The sequence below is a fragment of the Streptomyces sp. NPDC091287 genome, assembly GCF_044768525.1.
GTDB lineage: Bacteria > Actinomycetota > Actinomycetes > Streptomycetales > Streptomycetaceae > Streptomyces.
The window spans coordinates 267,598-288,182 of sequence record NZ_JBIVUV010000010.1 but is presented as its reverse complement, the minus strand read 5'-3'; the positions used below and the strand labels follow the sequence as shown (position 1 = coordinate 288,182).

Genomic DNA, 20,585 nt, shown 5'->3' with positions numbered 1-20,585 from the left:
GCCCCGCCCGCACCGGCGTGCGTGCGGGCGGGGCCGCCGCTCCGCGAAAAGCGGATGCCGGGCCCCCGCCCCTCCCCGCATCCTGTGACTCATGAACACCCCGGCCCTCCCGCCCCGTTACGAGATCCGCGCCCGGCAGACAGCCACCACCGTCACCGTCTACCAGGCGTACCGCCCCGCCATCGGGCTGCCCGCCGCACGCGACGGGCGGTTCCCCGAGGTCTGGAAGCGGGACCGGATGACCTGGATCAAGCCCAGCTTCCTGTGGATGATGTACCGCTGCGGCTGGGGCACGAAGGAGGGGCAGGAGGTCGTCCTCGCCGTCGAGATCGACCGGGCCGGCCTGGAATGGGCCCTCGCGCGCGCCGAACTCTCCCACTACGTACGCGGCGTGCACGCCGATCGGGCGGACTGGAAGCGGAGCCTGCGCACCGCCCCCGCCCGGGTCCAGTGGGACCCCGAACGCGACCTCGACCTGAACCCGCTCCCGTACCGCTCCCTCCAGCTCGGGCTGAGCGGTGAGGCCTCCCGGCGGTACGCGGACGAGTGGACCGTGTCCGTCCGCGATGTCACCCCGCTCGCGCGCGAGGTGCACGCGGCGGTCCGGGCGGGGGAGCGGGAGAGGGCCGCGGCCCTGCTGCCTGTGGAGACACCGCTCGCCCTCGCTGCCCCCCGGCCGGTCCGGGGCGCTTCCCCGACGCCGGACATGTGACTTTCGGCAGTGCCGGAAGGCTCCCGGTCTCCGTAGCCTCTCCCTCGTGAACAGCTTTTCCCCGAGGAACAGGACCGATCGTGGGCCCGGCCCCAGGTGGGCGGATCCGGGTGGCCTGCTGGTGCCCGCCGCGGCGGCCTTCGGCGCGCTGAGCCTGGTCGGCTGGTGGTGGGGCCTGCCGACCGCGATCGCCGCGTTCGTCGCGGGGCGGGGCCCCGGGCGTGGCAGAACCGTCGTCCTGGTCCTGGCCGGGACGCTCGTGGCCGGGGCGGTGGCGGTGGCGGTGGCGCCGTCCCTGCTCGCTCTCGGGACGCAGTTCGTGGCGGTGGTCGTCCTCGCCGTGCTGGTGCCCTGGTTCGTGGGGCGGTTCTCACGTCAGTACCGGGAGTTGGTCCGGGCCGGCTGGGAGAGGGCCGAACAGCTGGAGCGGGAGAAGCGGTTGATCGCCGAGCAGGCGAGGCTGCTGGAGCGGGCCCGGATCGCCCGGGACATGCACGACGTGCTGGGCCACGACCTCAGCCTGATCGCCCTGTCGGCCGGGGCCCTGAAGCTGGCGCCCGGCCTGGACGAGCGGCACCGGCGGGCAGCCCAGGACATCCGGGGCAGGGCCGGCGCGGCGGTGGAGCGGCTCGGCGAGGTGATCGGCGTCCTCCGCGAGGAGAGCGAGGGCCCGCCGGAGGGGCCGCGCGACGCCGACATCGCCCGGCTCGTCGGCGACGCGGCCGCCTCCGGGCTCGACGTCGAACTGACGGTGGCCGGAGAGGCGGCGGCGGGCCTGCCGCCCGCCGTCGAACGCGCCGCGCACCGGGTCGTGCAGGAAGGCTTGACCAACGCGGCCAAGCACGCGCCGGGCCGGTCCGTGAGCGTCGAGCTCTCGCACACGGCGACCGAGACCCGGGTGGTGGTCCGCGACGGAGATCCGGCGACACCGCCCGGGGCCCCGGGCGAACCGTCGGCCGGGCACGGGGGCCGAGGACTCGCCGGGCACACGGAACGTGGACTCGCCGGGTACGGGAAACGTGGACTCGCCGGGCACGGGAGCGGGGGGCTCGCCGGGCACGGGGGGCGGGGCCTCATCGGGCTGGACGAGCGCGTCCGGCTCGTCGGCGGCACCCTCGACCACGGCCCCCGGGACGGCGGCTTCACCGTCGATGCCCGGCTGCCCCACCACGCCCCCGCCCAGCCCGCGCCCCGGCCCGCCGCCGGCGGGGTGAGCCCCGGGCCGGCCGGATACCGGCGGGCGCGGCGGCGGATCCGCCGCACCCTGCTCGCCGCGCTGGCGGTGCCGCTGGCAGCGGGCGCGATGCTGCTCGCCGGGGTCGGGATGTGGGAGACGGTGGCCGCGTCCCGGTCCGTCCTCGACCCGCGCGACTACGCCCGGCTGCGGGTGGGGCAGGATCGGGCCGACATACGGAAGGTGCTGCCGGACCGGCAGTCGGTGGAGCGGCCGGGGGGCGCCGGGCCGGAGGAACGAGGGGTGACGTGCGAGTTCTACGCGATGACGGCCGACCGCTTCGACGACCGGTCAGGAGACGCGTACCGGCTCTGCTTCCGGGACGGCAGGCTGGTCTCCCGCGACGCGCTGACACCGTGAGCGCCCGATGAGCCGGCCGGACGCGACCCGGGCGGACACGGCTCGGGCGGCGGACGCGACCCGGGCGAACGCGACCGGGGCGGCGGACACGGCCCGGGCGGCGGACACGGCCCCCGAGCGCACGGCCCCCGCGCACCCGACCCGAGCGGCGGAGACGACCCCGGCGGCGGACACGACCCGAGCGGACACGACCCCGGCCGGGACGATCCGGGTCCTGGTCGCCGACGACGAGCCCATGATCCGTGCCGGCGTCCGCGCCGTCCTCGCCACCGACCCCGGCATCGAGGTCGTCGCCGAGGCGGCCGACGGGCACGAGGCGGTGGAGCTGGTCCGGGCGCACCGCCCGCACGTGGCCGTCCTCGACGTACGGATGCCGGGGACCAACGGCATCGACGCCGCGGCCGAGATCCGCCGCACCCTGCCCGCCACCGGTGTCGTCATGCTGACCACGTTCGGCGAGGACGACTACATCCTGCGGGCGCTGGGCTGTGGGGCCGCCGGATTCCTGATCAAGTCCGGCGAGCCCGAGGAACTCGTCGCCGGGGTGCGGGCCGTGGCCGAAGGCGCCGCCTATCTGTCACCGAAGGTCGCCGCCCGCGTGGTGGCGCACCTGGCGTCCACCGGGGCCGGGGCTCTGGCCGGCCGGCGGGACGCCGCCCGGGAGCGGGTCGCCGGGCTGACGCCCAGGGAGCGCGAAGTCCTGTCGCACCTCGGCGGCGGGCTGTCCAACGGGCAGATCGCCCGGCGGCTGCACCTGGTCGAGGGCACGGTCAAGGCGCACGTCAGCTCCGTCCTGGCCCGTCTCGGCGTCGACAACCGGGCCGCGGCCGCCGTCGTCGCCCACGAGGCCGGGATCCTGCCCCCACCACCGACCGAGCAGCGCTGAGGCCAGCAGACCGGCGGGGTGGACCAGCACGAGGAGCACCGCGGTGACGACCGCCCCGCCGAGCACCGCCCCGGCGATCACGTCGTGCGGGTAATGGACCCCCATCAGGACCCGCAACAGTGCCGCCGCCACGGCCAACGGCAGCGTCACGGCGGCGAGTCGGGGCCGCCGCGCCGCCAGCCCGACCGCGAGGGCGGCGGCCAGGGTGGCGTGGTTGCTCGGGAACGACCAGTCGCCCGGCTCGGGGCACGCCGCGACCGCCCGGGCGCCGTCCAACGCCCGGCACGGTCGCTCCTCGTCGACGATCAGCTTCAGCGCCTCGCTGACGGCGTACGCCACGACCGTCCCGGCGCCGATGAGCACGGCCCCCGCCACCGCGCCCGTGTCCCTCCGGCGTACCGCCGACCAGCAGACCGCGAGCAGCAGCAGGCCGAGAACGATCAGCGTGGCCTCGGAGGACAGCTCCAGCAGGTGCCCCAGCCACCCCGGACCGTCCCCGACCGCTCCCGTCAGCGACCGGTAGAGGGATGCGGAAGCCCCCTGCGTGACCTCTGTCGGGCCGGGCCGCCCCAGGCCCCCGGGCGACAGCATCCCGATCACGGCGGCCGCCGACGCCAGCAGTGCGGCCGACCCGAACAGCCGGGCGGGCCAGTGGTGTTGATGTGTGTGCTTTGCCATGCCGCGAACGTACGAAGGCGCCAGGGCCCGGCGCGGGGGCCGAACGGCAGGAGCGGCCCCCGACGAAGGTCAGGGTTGACACCCGGGAGCGCCCCTTCTACTGAGAGGCACCCGGGAGCGCCCCCTCTACTGAGCGGCACCGTCCCCGAACTCCCACGTCAGCATCGTGAACCCGCCGTCGTCCCCCGCCCCCGCCGACCGGTACGTCGCGAGCGCCGCCTCGTTGTCGCCCTCCACACCGACCCACAGGTCGTAGCACCCCCGCTCCCGGGCGATGTCCACGAGCGCCAGTGTCAGGGCCCTGCCGATGCCCCGGCGGCGGAACGCGTCGTCGACGGCGAGTTCGTACAGGCACATCTCCGTGCCCTTGTCCGGGTGCAGCATCTCGATGCCCGTGACGAAGCCGGCCGGGACGCCGTCCACGTACGCGATCAGCAGCACATGACCGTCCGCCGCGAGGAAGCGGGCGGCCCATTCCTCACGGGGCGGTGCGTCGTAGAGGTGGCCGGCGGCCAGGAGTTCCCTGACGGTCGTAGCGCGACGAATGTCCACAATGGCCTCCCGAGGCAAGGGGTCTGAAGGCATTCTGTACCGCGTCCGGAGTACGGCGGGGGCGCACCGTACCTCTCAGGGAGGCCGCCCGCCTCCCCCCGGCGGCACTCAACCGAGTTGCATCCTCCGCTTAGGGTCGAGGGATGGAGACCCCTACTGCTCGATGGCGGCGCCTGCTGCCCCGTACACCTGGCCGGTGGGCCGCGGTCGGCGCCGCGCTCGCCGTGCTCGTGGGCGGCGGCACCTGGACCGCCGTCGCCGACGACGGCACGCCCGCCGTGCAGCGCGAGGACCGGACGCTGCGCATGGACGGAGTGCCGATCGACACCTCGTACTTCCACGCCGAAGGCTCCGGCAAGCGGCCCGCCGTGCTCATCGGACACGGCTTCGGCGGCAGCAAGAACGACGTACGGGCCCAGGCCGAGAAGCTGGCCGCCGACGGGTACGCCGTGCTGACCTGGTCGGCGCGCGGCTTCGGCAAGTCCGGCGGGGAGATCTCCCTCAACGACCCGGACCACGAGGTCAGGGACGTCTCGCGGCTCATCGACTGGCTCGCGGAACGGCCCGAGGTGGAGCTCGACAAAAAGGGCGACCCCCGGGTCGGGCTCACCGGCGCCTCCTACGGCGGGGCCGTCTCCCTGCTCGCCGCCGGTCACGACGAGCGGGTCGACGCCATCGCGCCCGTGATCACCTACTGGAACCTCGCCGACGCCCTCTTCCCCGACGGGGTCTTCAAGAAGCTCTGGGCCGGGATCTTCATCACCACCGGCGGCGGCTGCGAGAAGTTCGAGAAGCGGCTCTGCGAGATGTACGAGCGGGTCGCCGTCAGCGGCAAGCCCGACGCCGAGGCGATCGACCTCCTCACCGAGCGTTCGCCGTCCGCCGTCGCCGACCGGATCAAGGTCCCCTCGCTCCTCCTCCAGGGGCAGTCCGACTCCCTCTTCCCGCTCGGCCAGGCCGACGCCATGCAGAAGGCCATCAGCGCCAACGGCGCACCCGTCTCCGTCGACTGGATCTCGGGCGGGCACGACGGCGGCGACAGCGAGACCGGGCGGGTCGAAGGCCGGGTCGGCTCCTGGTTCGACCGCTATCTCAAGGAGGACACCGGCACCGACACCGGGCCCGCCTTCCGCGTCACCCGCACCGGAGGCGTCGACTCCACCGACGGCGCCGCCCTCCTGCGCGGCGCGAGCGGCGACACCTACCCGGGGCTGCGCAGCGGCGGCCGGGACATCGCGCTCGGCGGCGGGACGAAGACCTTCCGCAACCCGGCCGGCGCCGCACCGCCCGCCATCTCCGCCGTGCCCGGCGTCGGCGGCGGACTCGCCCAGCTCTCCTCTCTCGGCGTCGGACTCTCGCTCGACTTCCCCGGACAGTTCGCCCGCTTCGAGTCCGCCCCGCTGGACACCTCCGTACGCGTCACCGGCACGCCCACCGTGAAGGTGAACGTGACGGCGAGCGGCGGCCGGGACGCGGTGCTCTTCGGCAAGGTGTACGACGTGTCGCCGGACGGCAGGCAGCAGGTGCTGCCCCACCAGCTCGTCGCCCCCTACCGGATCACCCCCGACCAGCAGGGCAAGCCGGTCGAGCTGGCGCTGCCCGCCGTGGACCACGAGTTCGACGCCGGACACCGGCTGCGGCTCGTGTTCTCCGCGACCGACCTCGGCTACGCGTCCCCGGCCGAGCCCGCCAGGTACACCGTCACCGCCGACGGACCGCTGACCATCCCCACCGCGCCCGCCGTGAAGACCGCGGCGGCCACCCTCCCGTGGTGGACCTGGGGCCTCCCGGCCGCCGCCCTCGTCATCGCGGCCGGCCTGCTGCTCACCGCCCGCCGCCGGACCGCCACGCCCGCGCCGGACCCCGCGCTCACCGACGTACCGCTCCAGATCACCGGTCTCTCGAAGAAGTACGCGAAGGCGGTCGACCGGTACGCCGTGCGCGAGCTGTCCTTCCGCGTCGAGAAGGGCCAGGTCCTCGGGCTCCTCGGGCCCAACGGCGCCGGCAAGACGACCACCCTGCGCATGCTCATGGGGCTCATCACCCCCGACGAGGGCGAGATCCGCGTCTTCGGGCAGGCCATCCGGCCGGGCGCGCCGGTGCTGTCCCGGGTCGGGGCGTTCGTGGAGGGGGCCGGGTTCCTGCCCCACCTCTCCGGGCGCGCCAACCTCGACCTCTACTGGCAGGCCACCGGCCGCCCCGCCGAGGACGCGCACATCGAGGAGGCCCTGGAGATCGCCGGGCTCGGCGACGCGCTCGCCCGTGCCGTACGGACGTACTCCCAGGGCATGCGGCAGCGGCTCGCCATCGCCCAGGCCATGCTCGGCATGCCGGACCTCCTCATCCTCGACGAGCCGACCAACGGGCTCGACCCGCCGCAGATCCGCGAGATGCGGGACGTGATGATCCGCTACGCGGCCGGCGGCCGGACCGTCATCGTCTCCAGCCACCTCCTCTCCGAGGTCGAGCAGTCCTGCACGCACCTGGTCGTCATGGACCGGGGCCGGCTCGTCCAGGCCGGGCCGGTCGCCGAGATCACCGGCTCCGGCGACATGATCCTGGTGACCACGGCGGACGAGGTGTCCGAGCCGCTGGCGGAGAAGGTCGCCGCCCTGCCCGGCATCGGCTCCGCCGTCCGCACCGACGACGGGCGCGGACTCCTCGTCCGCCTCGACGGGGCCACCACCTCCCGGCTCGTCGCCGATCTCGTCCGGCTCGACGTCCCGGTCACCGGCGTCGGACCGCACCGCCGCCTGGAGGACGCCTTCCTCACCCTCATCTCCGGAGGAGCAGCATGAGCGCCCCCGTCCAGCCCCCCGAGGCCCGGGTGGAGACCGAACACCCGGAGGCCCCCGGCTACCGCGCCGGGCGCACCCTTCCCCTCCGCGTCGAGGCCATGCGGCAGTTGCGCCGACGACGCACCCTGCTGATGGGCGGAATCCTCGCCGCCCTCCCCTTCATCCTCATCATCGCCTTCGCGATCGGCGGCACGCCGGACGGCGAGGACGGCGGAGGAGGCGGCGGCGGGGGCGGCGGCCGGATCAACCTGATGGACGTGGCGACCGAGTCCGCCGCGAACTTCGCCGCCACCTCGCTGTTCGTCTCGGCCGGATTCCTGCTGGTGGTGCCGGTGGCCCTGTTCTGCGGGGACACCGTCGCCTCCGAGGCGAGCTGGTCCTCGCTGCGCTATCTGCTCGCCGCGCCCGTGCCGCGCGTCCGGCTGCTGTGGTCCAAGCTCGTCGTCGCCCTCGGCTTCAGCCTGGCCGCGATGGTGCTGCTGCCGCTCGTCGCCCTGGTGGCGGGCACGGCGGCCTACGGATGGGGGCCGCTGAAACTGCCCACCGGGGGAGCGCTGTCCGCCGGGGACACGGTGCCCCGCCTCGCGATCGTCGTGGCGTTCATCTTCGTCTCCCAACTGGTCACCGCGGGCCTGGCGTTCTGGCTGTCCACGAAGACCGACGCCCCGCTCGGCGCGGTCGGCGGCGCGGTGGGCCTCACCATCGTCGGCAATGTGCTCGACGCGGTCACCGCGCTCGGCTCCTGGCGCGACTTCCTGCCCGCGCACTGGCAGTTCGCCTGGGCCGACGCCCTCCAGCCGCAGTTGGAGTGGGGCGGCATGATCAAGGGCACGGCCGTATCAGTGACCTATGCCCTGATCCTGTTCGCGCTGGCCTTCCGCGGGTTCAGTCGTAAGGACATCGTGTCCTGAACCTGATGTTCCGCCGGTTTCCTGCCCGCTGTTGCCGCATCGAGATGGTTCCGCAACGCTTTCGTCGACTCCGGTCGGCGACCCCGTACGTCACATTCACAGATGTCGAGGACATCGTGACGACGTGGGGGGTTACCTATGCACCAGGCAGGCCGACGACACGAGAAGCGGACGGAAGGCAGAGCGGAGGGCAGGGCAGGTGTCCGGGCGGGGGGCCGGGCGGGCGCCATGGCGCTCCTTCTGGCGGGCGCCATGGTCCTCACCGCGTGCAGCGGCGGCGACAGCGCCTCGGGAGGCAAGCGCGACCTGACCTCGGATACGCGCAACGGGCAGGGATCGACCGGCGGCGGACAGCCCGCGCCGGACGCGGCGGCGCCCGAGAAGGGCCGGTCGGCCGCGCCGACGGGGGAGCCCGGTGACGAGAGCAGGCCGGACGTCGCAGCGCCCGACTACCTCTCCACCTTCGCCCTGGACGTGGACACCGCGAGCTACGGCTACGCGCGCCGCACCCTCGGCGACGGCAGGCTGCCCTCTCCCGAGGAGGTACGCCCCGAGGAGTTCGTCAACAGCTTCCGCCAGGGGTACGAACGGCCGAAGGGCCCCGGTTTCTCGGTGAACGTCGACGGGGCCCGCATCGGCTCCGGGAAGGGCGGGAGCGGTGGAACCGGAGCCTCCGACTGGTCGCTGCTCCGCGTCGGCCTGGCCACCGAGGCCGCCCCGTCGACCGCTGAACGGCCGCCCGCGGCCCTCACGTTCGTCGTCGACATCTCGGGGTCCATGGCCGAGACCGGCCGCCTGGACCTGGTCAGGAAGTCGCTGACCATCCTTACCGACGAACTGCGCGACGACGACTCCCTCTCCCTGGTCACCTTCAGCGACGAGGCCGAGACCCGGCTGCCGATGACCCGCCTCCAGGGCAACCGGAACCGGATCAAGGACGTGGTGGAGGAGATGCGGCCGACGCAGTCCACCAACGTCGAGGCGGGCATCACCCTCGGCTACGAGGAGTCGGTCGAGGGCCACCGCAAGGGCGCCACCAACCGGGTGGTGCTCCTCTCCGACGCGCTGGCCAACATCGGCGACACCGACGCCGACGGCATCCTGGAGAAGATCGACTCGATCCGCCGCGAGTACGGCATCACCCTCTTCGGCGTCGGTGTCGGCAGCGACTACGGCGACGCGTTCATGGAGCGGCTCACCAACAAGGGCGACGGGAACACCACGTACGTCAGCGACGAGGCGCAGGCACGCAAGGTCTTCGTCGACCAGCTCCCCGCCCACCTGGAGATCCGGGCCCGTGACGCCAAGGCCCAGGTGGCGTTCGACCGGAAGACCGTGAAGCAGTTCCGGCTGATCGGCTACGAGAACCGCAAGGTCGCCGACGAGGACTTCCGCGACGACAGCGTCGACGGCGGCGAGGTGGGCCCCGGCCATACGGTGACCGCTCTGTACGCCGTACGGCTGCGCGAGGGCGCGTCCGGCACCGTGGCCAAGGCCACCGTGCGCTGGCTGGACCCCAAGACCCGCAAGGCCCAGGAGGAGACCGGAACCGCGACGACCGGGGCGATCGACGGCTCTCTGTGGGGCGGCGGGGGCGACCGGCTCCAAGTAGCGGCGGTGGCCGCCTACTTCGCCGACCACCTGCGGGGCGGCGACCTGCCCGGCGCACCCGGACTCGGTGAACTGGCCTCGCGGGCCGCCGGGCTGGCGGAGACGACCGAGGACAGCTCCGTCACGAAGCTGGCCAAGGCCATCGGGCAGGCGGACCGGATCGAGCGAGGATCCGGAACGGACGACGAACCGGAACCGGGCGAGGGAGAGATCGGCTGAGGCGGAGCGGCCGGAGGCCCGAGGGGCCGAGCGGGCGGGGGAGGACAGCGGGCGGAGGAGGACGAGCGGGCCGAGCGGGACGTGCGTCCTGGGCGGCCGGCTCGGTCAGCTCGGTTGGCTCGGTCAGCTCGGTCAGCTCGGCCTGCCCCGCCCGGGGCCACCGGGGGCACCGGGGCCACCGGGGCCGAAACTCTTCGCACGGTCATTCGAAAGTGGGCCCGCTGAAACGTCGTTCCGGGTCATGATGTCCGCCATGACCTCCCTCTTCCTCGTGCTCGCCACGATCGTCAACGGCCTCTACGCGGGCTTCATGCTGACCTTCCTGATCGCGATCATGCCCGGCCTCGCCGACCTGACGGACGAGCAGTTCACGGCGGCCATGCGCCGCTTCAACGAGAAGGTCCCCGGCCCGGTCTTCCTGGTCCTGTTCCTCGGCGTCGTCGCGCTGCCCGCCGCCGCGTTCTTCACCGGCCTCGGCGAGCACGGCGAGGCGGCGGGGCCCGCCATCCTGGGGGCGCTGATCTGCGTGGTCGCCGGTCACCTGGTGACCGTGGTCGGGAACATCCCGCTCAACAACGCCCTCGCCGCCTCCGAGGGCGGCGACGACAGTGCGGCTCGCGCCGCCTTCGAATCCCGCTGGAACACCCTCCACCAGGTGCGCACCGCGTTCGCGCTGGTGGCGTGCGTCCTGCTGGCCGTCGCGCTGTAGGGCTAGGCGCCCCTCCGTACGCGGGCCCCCGCCTCCGCCCGCCGCGGGTGGCGGGGGCCGAGCAGCACCACGAGAGCGGCCGCGCCGGGCACGGGCGCGTCGACCCGCTGCCAGCCGGCCCGCTCGTACAGGCGCAGCGCCGCCTCGGCCCGCACGGAGGTCAGCAGCCAGCAACGGCCCTCCGGTGCGGGCCCCGTCACCGCGTCCAGCAGCGCCGCGCCGAGCCCCGCACCGTGCGCCTCCGGCGCCACCGCCAGCTCGTTCACCTCCAGCGCACCGCAGAGCCACGACCGCGTCCGCCCGGGCCCGAGGGCCTCGGCGACCTGCCCGTAGCTGCGGTCGGCCGGAAAGACCTCCGGGGTGATCCAGGCCGTGGCGAAACCCGTCACCGTCCCCCCGGCCGTCGCCACCGCCGCCGTGAATCCGGACCGGAGCGCGTCCCGTGCGAGCCGCTCCGCATAGGTGTCGGCCTGCGCCGGATCCTCGTTCCAGGGCGGGGCCGCGAACGCTCGCGCGTACACGTCGCGGATCCCGTCCGCGTACCGGTTCAGTTCACCGGCCCCCACCGTTCGCACCTCGGCCGTCATCGCACCTTCCCTCGGATCTCGTCGGCGATCCGCTTTCCATCGGCGGGTCACCGGGGCGCCATCGGCGCGGCGAGGAAACCCTGGTCAACTGCCGCGATCATCCGCATCGTCCGGCTGCTCCCCCACCTCCGGCGGTGAGGGGGGAGCAGCCGGACGCGCCGCCGTCACACGTTGGGAACCTTGAGCCGGTCCCAACTGCTCTTGCCGGGAATGCCGTCCGCGTCGCCGCCCGTGTAGCCCAGCTTGCGCTGCCACGCGGCGTACGACTTCCGGTCGGCCTCGGACCAGGCCGGGCCGGGACCCACCGTGTACCGGCCGCAGCCCTCGGACACCAGACGCTTGCCCATCGCCGTGATGACCGCGCTGTTGCGGCCGACCTTGAAGAACGCGGCCCCCGGGAACGGCTCGTACGTCGGCTTGGGCGGCGGATCGGAGGGCCCGTCCGGGGAGCCGCCCAGCCGCTTGGCGATCCGCGCGCGCATCGAGTTCATGGTGAACCCGCGCGGATCGACCTTGCCCGGCTGCCACTCCAGGTGTCCGATCACCGACCGCTGCGACCAGCCGTGCGCCCGGCAGACGGCGGCGGCGGCCCGCTCGATCGCCAGCAGTTGGGCCGCCGGCCAGGGATCTTTGCCGTCACCGAGGTTGACGCATTCGAAGCCGTAGAAGTGCCGGTTGCCGTCGGTGTTGGCCTCGTTGTCCGGGGGCAGCGCCTTCTCCGCGACGACGGCGCGCAGGACGTCGTCGTCGCCGAGTCCGGCGTGGTTGGCCCGGCCGTTCCCCACGAGGTGGACGGACCCGTCCTTGGCGATGACCCCGTGGCAGAGCGGGCCGGGGAGGGCGGAGTGGCCGTTGTAGCAGAGTTCGACCGAGGACGCGGTGCCCGAGGTGACGGTGTGATGGATCATCACGCCGTGCGTAGGGCCCCAGGGCCCCTTGTGGTTCCGGTTGTTGGTACGCCAGCTCCGGTGTTCGACGACGTGGAGGCCTTCGTCGCGGAGGGCTTTGAGCAGCCTGGCTGCAGACAGCGGCGTCGCCATCGCGGCGCTCCTTTCCCTGATGGTGCGTAGTTCACGCGGGCGCTTCGGTGTGGGGCCGGCGGGCGGACGGCGGCGCGGAGCCGCGTACGCCCGCCGGGTGACGGGACGGTCGGGAGCGCCCTGCGGCGGGGATTCCGCCTTCGGGCCCACCTGATCGATTTGCCCGCTCCCACGCCCTGCCGAACGTCCCGCCGGACGGAAGGTTGCGCCGTGCCCGAACTCCCGTCCGGCTATGTCCGAACTCCTGCCCGATGTGCACAGCGCCGAGACGTTCGCCACCGGCCCCGCACCGGTGTACTCCCGCTGTCGTATGCGTCCCGGCCTCCCGCCTCCTACCGTGAGGGGGTGATGACCTTCGACCGCCTGGCCGCCCGTGCGCGGGCTCTGCCGCCGATCGTCGCGGATCTGCTGGTGGTGGCGGTGGTGGGGGTGCTGACCACCGCCGACGCGGCCGTCAACGAGCCCGGCTACCGGCAGGCCGACGCGCTGACCTGGGCCCTCCTCGTGGTCTCGCTGGCGGCGCTCGCCTGCCGGCGCCGTTGGCCCGTTCCGGTGGTCTGTGTGACCGGGGCGGCCTGTGCCGGGTGGGCGCTGCACGGGCACATCGGCGAACTGCTGAACCTCCCGGTGATCGTGGCCCTGTACACGGTCGCGGTGCTGGGCGACCGCCGGCGCACCCTGTGGACCGGGGTGATCGCCGCGACGGTCTCGGGCGCGGTGGCGCTGAAGGTCGGCCGGGACGTGGTCAACCCGCAGGGGCTGCCCGTCCTGGAGATGGTCTGGCCGCTCGTCCCGCTCCTCCTGGGTGAGGTGGTGCGCACCCGCCGGGAACTGCTGGCGGAGTACGCGGCGCGCGCCGCGAGGGCCGAGGAGGACCGCGAGCGGGAGGCCGCCCGCCGGGTCCGCCAGGAGCGGGCACGGGTCGCCCGGGAGATCCACGACATCCTCGCGCACACGGTGAGCGCGATGACCGTGCAGGCCGGGGTGGCCCTCGACGCGCTGGACGCCGCGCCGGAGGTGTCGCGGCAGGCGATGACCCAGGTACGCGCCTCCGGCAAGGAAGCCGTACGGGAACTGCGCGCCACGCTGTCCGTCCTGCGCGCGACGGAGTCCACGGCGCCGGCTCCCCGCCTCGGCCAGCTGGACGAACTGGTCGCGGGGGTCGAGGCGGGCGGCGTGCGGGTCAACCTGCGACGGGAGACGGGGGGCGCCGCCCTGCCCGCGGTCGTCGAGGCCACGGCGTACCGGATCGTGCAGGAGGCGCTGACCAACGTGGTGAAGCACTCCGCGGCGCTCCACGCCGCGGTGTCGGTGACCCGCGACGCCACCCGGCTGACCGTCGAGGTCGTGGACGACGGCCCCCCGGCGCCGCCGCCCGCCGTCCCGCCCGCCGACCGGGGCTTCGGCCTGATCGGTATGCGGGAGCGAGCGGTCGCGGTGGGCGGCGACGTCACGTACGGTCCGGTGCCGGGCGGCGGATTCCGCGTCCGCGCCGAGCTGCCGACGGAGGGAGCGGCCCCATGAACGTGACGCCGTACGGAACCCGGGGAGCGGCCGCGTGAGCGAGCGGGTGGAGAGCGCGAGCGCGGCGGGGCCGCCGGGGATCGTCCGCGTGGTCCTCGCCGACGACCAGACCGTCGTACGGGCCGGGTTCCGCGCCCTGCTCGACCTCACCGACGACCTGGTCGTGGTCGCGGAGGCCGCCGACGGGGCCCGGGCCGTGGAAGCGGTCCGGACGACCCGCCCGGACGTCGTGCTGATGGACATCCGGATGCCCGGCGTCGACGGCCTGGAGGCCACCCGCCGGATCGCCGAGGACCGCTCCCTCGACCGGGTCCGTGTAGTCATGCTCACCACGTACCAGGTCGACGCGTACGTCTTCGAGGCCCTCCGGCACGGCGCGGCGGGCTTTCTCCTGAAGGACATCGAGCCGGACGACCTGCGCGCCGCGATCCGCACGGTCGCAGCGGGCCGGAGCCTGCTCGCCCCCGCCGTCACCCGCCAGGTGATCGAGGAGTTCGCCCGGCTGAAGGCCCCCGAGGCGGCCGGTGCCGAACGGCTCGCCGTGCTCACCGGGCGGGAGCGCGAGGTGATGGCGCTCGTCGCCGCCGGGCTGTCCAACGAGGAGATCGGCAAGGCGCTGATCATGAGCCCGCTGACCGCGAAGACGCATGTCAGCCGGACCATGACGAAGCTCGGCGCCCGAGACCGGGCCCAGCTCGTGGTCCTCGCCTACGAAACGGGTCTGGTCAGGGCGGGAGAACGCTAGGGCCTGTCGTACTCCCGGGGGAGCAGGGAGCGACTTCCGGCGGAGGATTCGCCATCGGCCCCCCGCTCGTAGCGTCGGCCGCATGATCCAGGCAACGGAACTCACCAAACGCTACGGCGGGCGAACCGCCGTCGACCGGCTGTCGTTCACGGTCCGGCCGGGCCGGGTGACCGGCTTCCTCGGCCCGAACGGCGCCGGGAAATCGACCACCATGCGCCTGATCCTGGGCCTCGACTCCGCGAGCGCGGGGCGCGTCACCGTGGGCGGCAAGGCCTACGCGGACCTGCCCGTGCCGCTACGGGCGGTCGGCTCCCTGCTCGACGCCAAGGGCGTCCACGGCGGCCGGTCCGCCTATCACCACCTGGCCGGACTCGCCGCGAGCAACGGCATCCCGCGCCGCCGCGTGGAGGAGGTGCTGGACCTGGTCGGCCTCCCCGTGGAGACGGCCCGCAGGCGCACCAAGGGCTTCTCGCTCGGTATGGGCCAGCGGCTGGGCATCGCGGCGGCACTGATCGGGGACCCGGAGGTGCTGATCCTCGACGAGCCGGTCAACGGCCTCGACACCGAGGGCATCCGCTGGATCCGCGAACTCATGAAGTCCCTGGCGGCGGAGGGCCGCACGGTCTTCCTCTCCAGCCACCTCATGAGCGAGATGGAACTGACGGCCGACCACCTCATCGTGATCGGACAGGGCCGGCTCATCGCGGACACGACCATGCGCGACTTCATCGAGACCAACTCCCGCGCGCACACCCTCGTCAGGTCCCCGGAACCGGAACGGCTGCGCACCCTGCTGGAAGCGGCCGGAGCGCGCGTGCGGCTGGACGCCCGGGGCGGCTGGCGGGTCGACGGCCCCGACGCCCCGGCCATCGGCGACCTGGCCCGGGACCACGGGGTCGCCGTCCACGAACTCACCCCCGCCCACTCCTCCTTGGAGGAGGTCTACACGGCGCTCTCGCGGTCCTCGGTGGAATACCGGGCCGAGGACAGGGGCTCGTCGACACCCCGGAAGGAGACAGTCCGATGACCACGACCACGACCACGCCCGCGCTGTCCGACACCCGCCGGAACCGGAACCGGAACCGGAACCGGAACCGGACCGGCTTCCGGGAGGCCCTCGCCTACGAATGGATCAAGTTCCGCAGCGTGCGCTCCACGGTGTGGACGACCGCGGCCACCGCCGTACTGCCCGTCATCGGCGCGGTGTTCATCGCCGCCACCGGCAGCCTGCAACCCGACGACACCGTCCTCGGCGGCAGCCTCACGCTCACCGTCGTCGCCCAGATGCTGGCCGCGGTCGTCGGGGCGCTCGTCGCCTCGGGGGAGTACAGCAGCGGCACCATCCGCACGACGTTCGCCGCCTGCCCCCGCCGGGGCACGGTCCTCGCCGCCAAGGCGACGCTGGTGGCGGGCGCGATGTACCTCCTCGCCCTGGCCTCCTGCACGGCCGCCTACCTCGTCGGGGACGCCATGCTGCCGGAGGGCCGGTACGCCCGGGGCGAGCCGCTGCCCGCCCTGTTCGGCATCGCCGCGTCCTTCGCGGTGGCCGCCGTCCTCGGCCTCGCCGTCGGCATCCTCGTACGCCACTCCGCCGGTGCGGTCACCACGGTGATCGGCCTGCTGCTCCTGCCGTCCCTGTTCGGCCCCCTCTTCGGCGACGCCGAACGCTGGGTCGCCGGACTCTCCCCGACGGCCGCCCTGGAAAAGCTCACCCAGACCTCGGACGCCGCCGCCGACACCGTGGGCAGCCTGGGCCCCTGGCCTTCCCTGCTCCTGGTCGCCGCCTGCACGACGGCGCTCACGCTCGGGGCCCTGCTGTTGCTCCGCCGACGGGACGCGTGAGGGGCGGGAGGCACGAGGGGCGGGCGGCACGAGCGGGGGAGGCACGAGCGGCGGGGACGCTGTTTACGCCGCCATGACGCCGCGCTCGCTAGCGTCCCCCTGACCGACGAAAAGGCCCTCCGGTGCGGAGGGCCTCTCGGTGGTGCGGTCGGTGCGCCCCCGGCAGGACTCGAACCTGCGGCCAAGCGCTTAGAAGGCGCCTGCTCTATCCACTGAGCTACGGGGGCCGGGAGTCCTGATCGGTGGTTCCGTGGCCATGCCGGGACAAGGATAGGGCTCCGATCCCCTGGACCCGGTTGCTTCACCTGCGTGGCACGATGTGGAGGTTCGGTGAAGCGAACCGATAATCGCAGGTAGGTGCGATTCCTGCATCGGTTTTCGCTCCCCTCGCGCCGGGTGTTGTGCACTCGTTATGCCCCTGCCCCACTCGTCCCCTCTGTCCTGACTCTGTCCTGAGGGTGGAACCGCCGCGCAGACAGGCCTATACGCTTCAAAAAGGATCTAAAATTGGGCATTCTTCGCATGTGGTGACCATGGACGTACGGCCTCAGCTCATCGACGCACTTTCCGCCCTGCGCGACCGTGTCGCCGCCGTGCGTCTTCCACTGCCCCTGCCGGGGGCCGAACGTGCCCGGCAGAGCAGGGTCGAACTCCTCGCCCAGCTCGACGACTACCTTCTGCCACGCCTCAAGGACCCCGAGGCGCCGCTGCTCGTCGTGATCGGCGGATCCACCGGGGCGGGGAAGTCCACCCTGGTCAACTCGCTGGTGGGGTGCCGGCTCAGCGAGGCCGGGGTGCTGCGGCCCACCACCCGGACCCCGGTGCTGATCTGTCACCCGGACGACCACCACTGGTTCGCCGGGGTGCGGGTGCTGCCCCAGCTGACCCGGATCTGGCTGCCGCCGGGTCAGACGCCCGACCCGGACGGGCTGGACGACCTCGCGGCCCGGGGCGAGGACGGGGAGACCGCGCTGCGGGTGGAGACCGCCGTGAGCCTGCCCCGGGGGCTCGCCCTCCTGGACGCCCCCGACATCGACTCGCTCGTCGTACGCAACCGGGTCCTCGCCGCCGAACTCATCTGCGCCGCCGACGTCTGGGTGATGGTCACCACCGCCTCGCGCTACGCCGACGCCGTGCCCTGGCACCTGCTGCGTACCGCGAAGGAGTACGACGCGGCCCTCGTCACCGTCCTCGACCGGGTGCCCCACCAGGTGATCGCCGAGGTCTCCCGGCAGTACGCGGCGCTGCTGACCCGGGCCGGCCTCGGGGACGTACCCCGGTTCACCATCCCGGAGCTGCCCGAGTCCGCGGGCGGCGGCAGCGGACTGCTCCCCACCACCGCCGTCGCCCCGCTGCGCGCCTGGCTCGCCCACCGGGCCCAGGACCCCGCCGCCCGGCAGCAGGCGGTGGCGCGCACCGCGTCCGGTGTCATCCAGTCGCTCAACGTGCGGATGCCCTCGCTGGCCTCCGCCGTCGCCGCCCAGTACGCCGCCTCCGTGCGGCTGACCGGGGTGGTCCAGGACGCGTACGGCAAGGAGGCCGCCCGGATCCGGCGCCGCCTCCAGAGCGGCGCCGTGCTCTCCGGGGACGCACGGACCCGGTGGCGCGGCTACCCGCTCTACAGCTCGCCCGAGGAGCTCCTCGAAGCCCTCGTCGACAGCCTGGTGGCCCTGCTCCAGTGCTCGGTCTCCGCCGCCGACGAACAGATCCGCACCCAGTGGCGCCGCGAGCCCGCCGGGGGCCTGTTCCGGTTCGAGGACGCCGGACGTGAGGCGGGCGGCTGGGGGCCCGCCGAAGACATCGAAGGCCGGATCTCCGTCGCCGTACGCCGGTGGCGGCGGGTCCTGGAGGAACTGGCCGAGGAGGAGGTGCGCCAGCTCGAACGCAATGTGGCGCCCGCCCCCGAGACCGTCGCCGCACTGCTCGCGGCCGCCCTCCTCGGCGGGCGGCGCGCCCGTGCGGCGGGGGAGCAGCTCGCCGAACGCATCGGTGTCCAGGGCGCGCTGCGCCTCCGCGACAAGGGCGGTGAGCTGCTGACGACCTACCTCGACCAGGTACTCGGCGGCGAACGCGACCGCCGCCTCGCCCCGCTCGACGCGCTCGACGTCGCCCCCGAACCCCAGGCCGAACTGATCGCCGCGCTTTCCGTACTGCAGAAGGAGAGGTGGCAGCGATGACCGCCGTCACGGACCAGGACAACAGCAACGGCAACGGCAGCAGCGACGGTGGCGGCGGCGGGAAGTCGGACGGGGAGGTGCCGGGCAGGGGCGGGGACGGGCGCTGGGACGACGGGCTCATCGCCCGGCGCGCCGCGGCGGCCGAGGCCCGTGAGGCCGGGGGAACCGCCCCCCGGGCCCCCGCCGCCGACGACGTGGAGCCGCAGGTCGAGGCGTACGTCCCCTCCGGCGGGCCGCTGCCGCCCCGGCTCGACGCCCTGCGCGAGCTCGTCGGGCTCTCCCGCGCCCGGCTCGACCGGGACACCCTCGCCGAGGCGGGACGCGTGCTGGACGAGGCCGCCGCCCGGCAGCGGCTCTCCTCGCGGCACACGGTCATCGCCGTCGCGGGAGCCACCGGCAGCGGGAAGTCGACCCTGTTCAACGCGCTCGCCGGGGCCCCGATCTCCGACACCGGGCTGCGCCGGCCCACCACCTCCCAGCCCATCGCGTGCAGCTGGACCGACGGGGCCGCCGGGCTGCTGGACCGTCTCGCCGTCCCCGGCCGACTCCGCCGCAGGCCCCACCCGGGGCCCGCCGCCTTCGACGAGGCGCTCCAGGGGCTCGTCCTGGTCGACCTGCCCGACCACGACTCGGCGGCCACCGAACACCGCGACCAGGTGGACCGGGTCCTGGCCCTGGTCGACGCGGTGATCTGGGTCGTCGACCCGGAGAAGTACGCCGACGCCGCCCTCCACGAGCGCTATCTGCGCCCGCTCGCCGGGCACGCCGAAGTCACCTTCGTCGTCCTCAACCAGACCGACCGGCTGCCCGGCGAGGCGGCCGACCTCGTCCTCGACGACCTGCGCCGCCTCCTCGACGAGGACGGCATCGCGCTCGGCGAGCACGGCGAACCCGGCGCCACCGTCATGTCCCTGTCCGCGCTCACCGGCGACGGGGTGCCCGAACTCCGCGAGATGGTGGGCCGCTTCGTCCAGGACCGCACGGCCGCCACCCGCCGCCTCTGGGCCGACGTCGACGCGGCGGCGGCGCGGCTGCGCCCGGTCTACGTGGCCGAGGGCCGGCCCGGACTGGGCGAGCGGGCCCGCGACGAGTTCACCGACCGGCTGGCCGAGGCCGTCGGCGCGGCGGCCGCCGGACAGGCCGCCGAGCGGGAGTGGCGCAGGAACGCCGGGCGGGCCTGCGGGACGCCGTGGCTGCGGCTCTGGCGCTGGTACGAGAACCGGGGCCTGCCCGGCAGCCTGGACCGGATGGGCCAGGCGCTGGCCCCGCCCGAAGAGGAACCGACGGCCCGGCAGCGGGTCGAGCAGGCAGTGCGGAACGTCGCGGACGACGCCGCCGACGGGCTGCCGGGACCCTGGGCGCAGGCGGTGCGCGAGGCCGCGTTCAACGGGGCGAAGGGGCTGTCCGAGGCGCTGGACGAACTGGCGGTCAAGGCCGGGGCCTCCGGCGTGTCCAAGCGGGGCGGCGGAACGGAGGCGGGGCAGGGCGCCATCGCCGCAGCCCCGCTCGGAGCCCCGCTCGGCGGCCGTCCGGCCAAGCCGCCCCGGCCGAAGTGGTGGCCCGCCGCGGTGCTGGCCCAGGTGTCGATGACGCTCCTCCAGATCTTCGGCGGGCTGTGGCTGGTCGGCCAGATCATCGGCGTCCTGGAGCCGGGGCTCGTCACGCCCGCGCTCATCATGCTGGCCGGAGTCGTCGGCGGCCCGCTCGTGGAGTGGTCCTGTGCCGCGGCCATCCGGGGACCGGCGAGGCGGTACGGACAGGACGCCGAGCGGCGGCTGCGCGAGGCGGCCGCCGGATGCGGCCGGGCCAGGGTCCTGGATCCGGTCGCCGCCGAACTGGTGCGCTACCGGGAAGTGCGCGAGCGGTACGTGACGGTGACGGAGTTCTCCACAACCGGCCGGTAGTCCACAGGCCCCGACGCGGTTTCCGCCCGGCGTCCACCATGGAGTCCGCACCCCACCGACGCCCGGAGAGGTACGAGCGGTGCGATGAGGTACGAG

At 74.0% G+C, this 20,585-nt stretch carries 17 protein-coding genes, 1 tRNA gene and 1 pseudogene; 14 read left to right on the top strand and 5 right to left on the bottom strand.

Annotation, left to right across the window (positions count from 1 at the left end):
- Positions 1 to 91 precede the first annotated feature (91 nt).
- The 3 genes from ACIQRW_RS19500 (at position 92) to ACIQRW_RS19490 (ending at position 3,192) form a co-directional block, all read left to right on the top strand.
- Entirely contained in the window at positions 92 to 712 is a 621-nt protein-coding gene (locus tag ACIQRW_RS19500; RefSeq protein WP_403761653.1) for a DUF4291 domain-containing protein, read from the top strand.
- Positions 713 to 833: 121 nt separating this feature from the next.
- Positions 834 to 2,306, top strand: coding sequence for a sensor histidine kinase (locus ACIQRW_RS19495; RefSeq protein WP_403761708.1), 1,473 nt, complete (start codon positions 834 to 836; stop codon positions 2,304 to 2,306).
- A 7-nt stretch (positions 2,307 to 2,313) separates the two neighbouring features.
- Positions 2,314 to 3,192 (top strand): response regulator, encoded by an 879-nt coding sequence (locus ACIQRW_RS19490; protein WP_403761650.1) that lies wholly within the window; start codon positions 2,314 to 2,316, stop codon positions 3,190 to 3,192.
- An 87-nt stretch (positions 3,193 to 3,279) separates the two neighbouring features.
- Here ACIQRW_RS19490 and ACIQRW_RS19485 read toward each other — a convergent pair.
- A pseudogene (locus ACIQRW_RS19485) lies at positions 3,280 to 3,498 on the bottom strand (phosphatase PAP2 family protein); the annotation flags it as partial.
- On the opposite strand from ACIQRW_RS19485, the gene ACIQRW_RS19480 reads away from it, so the two are divergent.
- The gene (locus ACIQRW_RS19480) at positions 3,407 to 3,715 is read left to right on the top strand and encodes a hypothetical protein (protein WP_403761711.1); all 309 of its coding nucleotides are present in this window, start codon (positions 3,407 to 3,409) and stop codon (positions 3,713 to 3,715) included. The pseudogene ACIQRW_RS19485 and the gene ACIQRW_RS19480 overlap by 92 nt on opposite strands.
- A gap of 281 nt (positions 3,716 to 3,996) precedes the next feature.
- Here the strand turns inward: ACIQRW_RS19480 and ACIQRW_RS19475 are convergent, their stop codons facing one another.
- Positions 3,997 to 4,422 carry a GNAT family N-acetyltransferase gene (locus ACIQRW_RS19475; RefSeq protein WP_403761647.1) on the bottom strand — a complete coding sequence of 142 codons (426 nt, stop codon included), beginning with the start codon at positions 4,420 to 4,422 and terminating at the stop codon, positions 3,997 to 3,999.
- Between the two features lie 143 nt (positions 4,423 to 4,565).
- On the opposite strand from ACIQRW_RS19475, the gene ACIQRW_RS19470 reads away from it, so the two are divergent.
- The 4 genes from ACIQRW_RS19470 to ACIQRW_RS19455 all read left to right on the top strand — a co-directional run bounded on the left by ACIQRW_RS19470 (position 4,566) and on the right by ACIQRW_RS19455 (position 10,670).
- Positions 4,566 to 7,220 (top strand): alpha/beta fold hydrolase, encoded by a 2,655-nt coding sequence (locus tag ACIQRW_RS19470; RefSeq protein WP_403761644.1) that lies wholly within the window; start codon positions 4,566 to 4,568, stop codon positions 7,218 to 7,220.
- A complete protein-coding gene (locus tag ACIQRW_RS19465; protein ID WP_215102488.1) occupies positions 7,217 to 8,131 on the top strand; it encodes an ABC transporter permease in 915 nt (304 codons plus the stop codon). The genes ACIQRW_RS19470 and ACIQRW_RS19465 overlap by 4 nt, the downstream gene beginning before the upstream one ends.
- Positions 8,132 to 8,359: 228 nt before the next feature.
- The gene (locus ACIQRW_RS19460) at positions 8,360 to 9,961 is read left to right on the top strand and encodes a von Willebrand factor type A domain-containing protein (RefSeq protein ID WP_403761640.1); all 1,602 of its coding nucleotides are present in this window, start codon (positions 8,360 to 8,362) and stop codon (positions 9,959 to 9,961) included.
- A gap of 241 nt (positions 9,962 to 10,202) precedes the next feature.
- Positions 10,203 to 10,670, top strand: coding sequence for a DUF1772 domain-containing protein (locus tag ACIQRW_RS19455; RefSeq protein WP_403761637.1), 468 nt, complete (start codon positions 10,203 to 10,205; stop codon positions 10,668 to 10,670).
- 2 nt (positions 10,671 to 10,672) lie between these two features.
- On the opposite strand, the gene ACIQRW_RS19450 is transcribed toward ACIQRW_RS19455, so the two are convergent.
- Positions 10,673 to 11,257, bottom strand: coding sequence for a GNAT family N-acetyltransferase (locus tag ACIQRW_RS19450; protein WP_403761634.1), 585 nt, complete (start codon positions 11,255 to 11,257; stop codon positions 10,673 to 10,675).
- Positions 11,258 to 11,421: 164 nt separating this feature from the next.
- A complete protein-coding gene (locus ACIQRW_RS19445; RefSeq protein WP_403761632.1) occupies positions 11,422 to 12,297 on the bottom strand; it encodes a peptidoglycan-binding protein in 876 nt (291 codons plus the stop codon).
- A 348-nt stretch (positions 12,298 to 12,645) separates the two neighbouring features.
- Between ACIQRW_RS19445 and ACIQRW_RS19440 the strand changes: the two genes are divergently transcribed.
- The 4 genes from ACIQRW_RS19440 (at position 12,646) to ACIQRW_RS19425 (ending at position 16,408) form a co-directional block, all read left to right on the top strand.
- Positions 12,646 to 13,821, top strand: coding sequence for a sensor histidine kinase (locus tag ACIQRW_RS19440; RefSeq protein WP_403761630.1), 1,176 nt, complete (start codon positions 12,646 to 12,648; stop codon positions 13,819 to 13,821).
- 34 nt (positions 13,822 to 13,855) lie between these two features.
- Positions 13,856 to 14,566: a response regulator gene (locus ACIQRW_RS19435; RefSeq protein ID WP_403761627.1), complete on the top strand. Its 711-nt coding sequence runs from the start codon at positions 13,856 to 13,858 to the stop codon at positions 14,564 to 14,566.
- Between the two features lie 82 nt (positions 14,567 to 14,648).
- Entirely contained in the window at positions 14,649 to 15,593 is a 945-nt protein-coding gene (locus ACIQRW_RS19430; RefSeq protein ID WP_403761625.1) for an ATP-binding cassette domain-containing protein, read from the top strand.
- The gene (locus tag ACIQRW_RS19425; protein WP_403761623.1) at positions 15,590 to 16,408 is read left to right on the top strand and encodes an ABC transporter permease subunit; all 819 of its coding nucleotides are present in this window, start codon (positions 15,590 to 15,592) and stop codon (positions 16,406 to 16,408) included. Before ACIQRW_RS19430 ends, ACIQRW_RS19425 begins: the two co-directional genes overlap by 4 nt.
- 154 nt (positions 16,409 to 16,562) lie before the next feature.
- Here ACIQRW_RS19425 and ACIQRW_RS19420 read toward each other — a convergent pair.
- Positions 16,563 to 16,635, bottom strand: a tRNA-Arg gene (locus ACIQRW_RS19420).
- A 306-nt stretch (positions 16,636 to 16,941) separates the two neighbouring features.
- On the opposite strand from ACIQRW_RS19420, the gene ACIQRW_RS19415 reads away from it, so the two are divergent.
- Positions 16,942 to 18,585, top strand: a complete 1,644-nt coding sequence (locus tag ACIQRW_RS19415; protein WP_403761620.1) for an ATP-binding protein — start codon at positions 16,942 to 16,944, stop codon at positions 18,583 to 18,585.
- A complete protein-coding gene (locus ACIQRW_RS19410; protein WP_403761617.1) occupies positions 18,582 to 20,489 on the top strand; it encodes a GTPase in 1,908 nt (635 codons plus the stop codon). The genes ACIQRW_RS19415 and ACIQRW_RS19410 overlap by 4 nt, the downstream gene beginning before the upstream one ends.
- Positions 20,490 to 20,585 lie beyond the last annotated feature (96 nt).

Excerpts from the sequence above, each read along its gene's own strand:
- ACIQRW_RS19500 (WP_403761653.1), top strand. The coding sequence starts at position 92 with ATGAACACCCCGGCCCTCCCGCCCCGTTACGAGATCCGCGCCCGGCAG.
- ACIQRW_RS19490 (WP_403761650.1), top strand. The coding sequence starts at position 2,314 with ATGAGCCGGCCGGACGCGACCCGGGCGGACACGGCTCGGGCGGCGGAC.
- ACIQRW_RS19470 (WP_403761644.1), top strand. The coding sequence starts at position 4,566 with ATGGAGACCCCTACTGCTCGATGGCGGCGCCTGCTGCCCCGTACACCT.
- ACIQRW_RS19465 (WP_215102488.1), top strand. The coding sequence starts at position 7,217 with ATGAGCGCCCCCGTCCAGCCCCCCGAGGCCCGGGTGGAGACCGAACAC.
- ACIQRW_RS19460 (WP_403761640.1), top strand. The coding sequence starts at position 8,360 with ATGGCGCTCCTTCTGGCGGGCGCCATGGTCCTCACCGCGTGCAGCGGC.
- ACIQRW_RS19455 (WP_403761637.1), top strand. The coding sequence starts at position 10,203 with ATGATGTCCGCCATGACCTCCCTCTTCCTCGTGCTCGCCACGATCGTC.
- ACIQRW_RS19450 (WP_403761634.1), bottom strand. The coding sequence starts at position 11,257 with ATGACGGCCGAGGTGCGAACGGTGGGGGCCGGTGAACTGAACCGGTAC.
- ACIQRW_RS19445 (WP_403761632.1), bottom strand. The coding sequence starts at position 12,297 with ATGGCGACGCCGCTGTCTGCAGCCAGGCTGCTCAAAGCCCTCCGCGAC.
- ACIQRW_RS19440 (WP_403761630.1), top strand. The coding sequence starts at position 12,646 with ATGACCTTCGACCGCCTGGCCGCCCGTGCGCGGGCTCTGCCGCCGATC.
- ACIQRW_RS19430 (WP_403761625.1), top strand. The coding sequence starts at position 14,649 with ATGATCCAGGCAACGGAACTCACCAAACGCTACGGCGGGCGAACCGCC.
- ACIQRW_RS19425 (WP_403761623.1), top strand. The coding sequence starts at position 15,590 with ATGACCACGACCACGACCACGCCCGCGCTGTCCGACACCCGCCGGAAC.
- ACIQRW_RS19415 (WP_403761620.1), top strand. The coding sequence starts at position 16,942 with ATGGACGTACGGCCTCAGCTCATCGACGCACTTTCCGCCCTGCGCGAC.
- ACIQRW_RS19410 (WP_403761617.1), top strand. The coding sequence starts at position 18,582 with ATGACCGCCGTCACGGACCAGGACAACAGCAACGGCAACGGCAGCAGC.